We start from the raw sequence: 2,628 nt of genomic DNA on the forward strand, positions 1-2,628 counted from the left end.
GACAGTCGAGAAGTCGTTACGCCATTCGTGCAGGTCGGAACTTACCCGACAAGGAATTTCGCTACCTTAGGATGGTTATAGTTACCACCGCCGTTTACTGGCGCTTAAGTTCTCAGCCTCGCCACACCGAAGTGCAGCTAACCGGTCCCCTTAACGTTCCAGCACCGGGCAGGCGTCAGTCCGTATACATCGCCTTACGGCTTCGCACGGACCTGTGTTTTTAGTAAACAGTCGCTTCTCGCTGGTCTCTGCGGCCGGCCCCAGCTCAGACAGTAAATGTCGTCACCAGTTCCGGCCCCCCTTCTCCCGAAGTTACGGGGGCATTTTGCCGAGTTCCTTAACCATAGTTCACCCGAACGCCTCGGTATTCTCTACCTGACCACCTGAGTCGGTTTGGGGTACGGGCCGCCATGAAACTCGCTAGAGGCTTTTCTCGACAGCATAGGATCATCCACTTCACCACAATCGGCTCGGCATCAGGTCTCAGCCTTAATGTGCGGCGGATTTGCCTACCACACGGCCTACACCCTTACCCCGGGACAACCACCGCCCGGGCTGGACTACCTTCCTGCGTCACCCCATCGCTCACCTACTACCCTGTTGGGTCACCGGCTCCACCACTCCTCTTCACCCGAAGGATCCGAGACGGCTTCGCGGGCTTAGCATCCAGAGGTTCGACGTTGGCGCTTCAAAGCGGGTACGGGAATATCAACCCGTTGTCCATCGACTACGCCTGTCGGCCTCGCCTTAGGTCCCGACTTACCCTGGGCAGATCAGCTTGACCCAGGAACCCTTGGTCAATCGGCGCAAGAGTTTCCCACTCTTGTATCGCTACTCATGCCTGCATTCTCACTCGTGAACCGTCCACAACTCGTTTCCACGGCTGCTTCACCCGGCACACGACGCTCCCCTACCCATCACAACCCTCGTTGGAGGTTAATGTTGCAATGACACGGCTTCGGCGGTGTACTTGAGCCCCGCTACATTGTCGGCGCGGAATCACTTGACCAGTGAGCTATTACGCACTCTTTAAAGGGTGGCTGCTTCTAAGCCAACCTCCTGGTTGTCTCTGCGACTCCACATCCTTTCCCACTTAGCACACGCTTAGGGGCCTTAGCCGGTGTTCTGGGCTGTTTCCCTCTCGACCATGGAGCTTATCCCCCACAGTCTCACTGCCGCGCTCTCACTTACCGGCATTCGGAGTTTGGCTAAGGTCAGTAACCCGGTGGGGCCCATCGCCTATCCAGTGCTCTACCTCCGGCAAGAAACACACGACGCTGCACCTAAATGCATTTCGGGGAGAACCAGCTATCACGGAGTTTGATTGGCCTTTCACCCCTAACCACAGGTCATCCCCCAGGTTTTCAACCCTGGTGGGTTCGGTCCTCCACACGGTCTTACCCGCGCTTCAACCTGCCCATGGCTAGATCACTCCGCTTCGGGTCTTGGGCGCGCTACTATGTCGCCCTATTCGGACTCGCTTTCGCTACGGCTACCCCACACGGGTTAACCTCGCAACACACCGCAAACTCGCAGGCTCATTCTTCAAAAGGCACGCAGTCACGACAACACTGTGCAAGCACAGGCTGCGACGCTCCCACGGCTTGTAGGCACACGGTTTCAGGTACTATTTCACTCCGCTCCCGCGGTACTTTTCACCATTCCCTCACGGTACTGTCCGCTATCGGTCACTAGGGAATATTTAGGCTTAGCGGGTGGTCCCGCCAGATTCACACGGAATTTCTCGGGCTCCGTGCTACTTGGGAACAATCTCAAGAGAGCCGTACAGATTTCGTCTACGGGGGTCTTACCCTCTACGCCGGACCTTTCGCATGTCCTTCGACTACCCATACGGTTTCTGACTCTCCGACCAGCCGGCAGACCAGCCAAGAAATGTCCCACGACCCCGCAATGGCAACCCCTGCCGGGTATCACACCACTACGGTTTAGCCTCATCCGATTTCGCTCGCCACTACTCTCGGAATCACGGTTGTTTTCTCTTCCTGCGGGTACTGAGATGTTTCACTTCCCCGCGTTCCCTCCACACTGCCTATGTGTTCAGCAGCGGGTGACAGCCCATGACGACTGCCGGGTTTCCCCATTCGGACACCCCCGGATCAAAGCTCGGTTGACAGCTCCCCGGGGCCTATCGCGGCCTCCCACGTCCTTCATCGGTTCCTAGTGCCAAGGCATCCACCGTGCGCCCTTAAAAACTTGGCCACAGATGCTCGCGTCCACTGTGCAGTTCTCAAGCAACGACCAACCACCCACCACAACAGCCCAACAGGACCATCGCGCATGGGGCCGGCATGAAGACCCAGCCTTACGGCCGTGCCCTCAGGACCCAACAACGTGCCCGCCACGACCCGTCCATGACTGTGTTCCACGCCGAAGCAGTACTAGCAGTCACCAACAAGCCGTGCCGAATAGTCAACGTTCCACCCATGAGCAGACCACCGTCAGACATGCGCTGACGTAGTGGCCCTCTGCCCGGCCGTGGCCGGGAGAAGTGCTCCTTAGAAAGGAGGTGATCCAGCCGCACCTTCCGGTACGGCTACCTTGTTACGACTTCGTCCCAATCGCTGGTCCCACCTTCGACAGCTCCCTCCCACAAGGGGTTGGGCCACC

General features: G+C 57.9%; 2 rRNA genes. Both read right to left on the reverse strand.

What is annotated here, in order from left to right:
- Positions 1 to 2,220: ribosomal RNA gene (locus tag ABUW04_RS39680) — 23S ribosomal RNA — on the reverse strand; the annotation flags it as partial.
- Between the two features lie 300 nt (positions 2,221 to 2,520).
- Positions 2,521 to 2,628 (reverse strand): 16S ribosomal RNA (locus ABUW04_RS39685); the annotation flags it as partial.

Origin of the sequence: Streptacidiphilus jeojiensis, assembly GCF_042510965.1 — a bacterium.
In the GTDB taxonomy this organism is placed as follows: Bacteria; Actinomycetota; Actinomycetes; order Streptomycetales; family Streptomycetaceae; genus Streptacidiphilus; species Streptacidiphilus jeojiensis.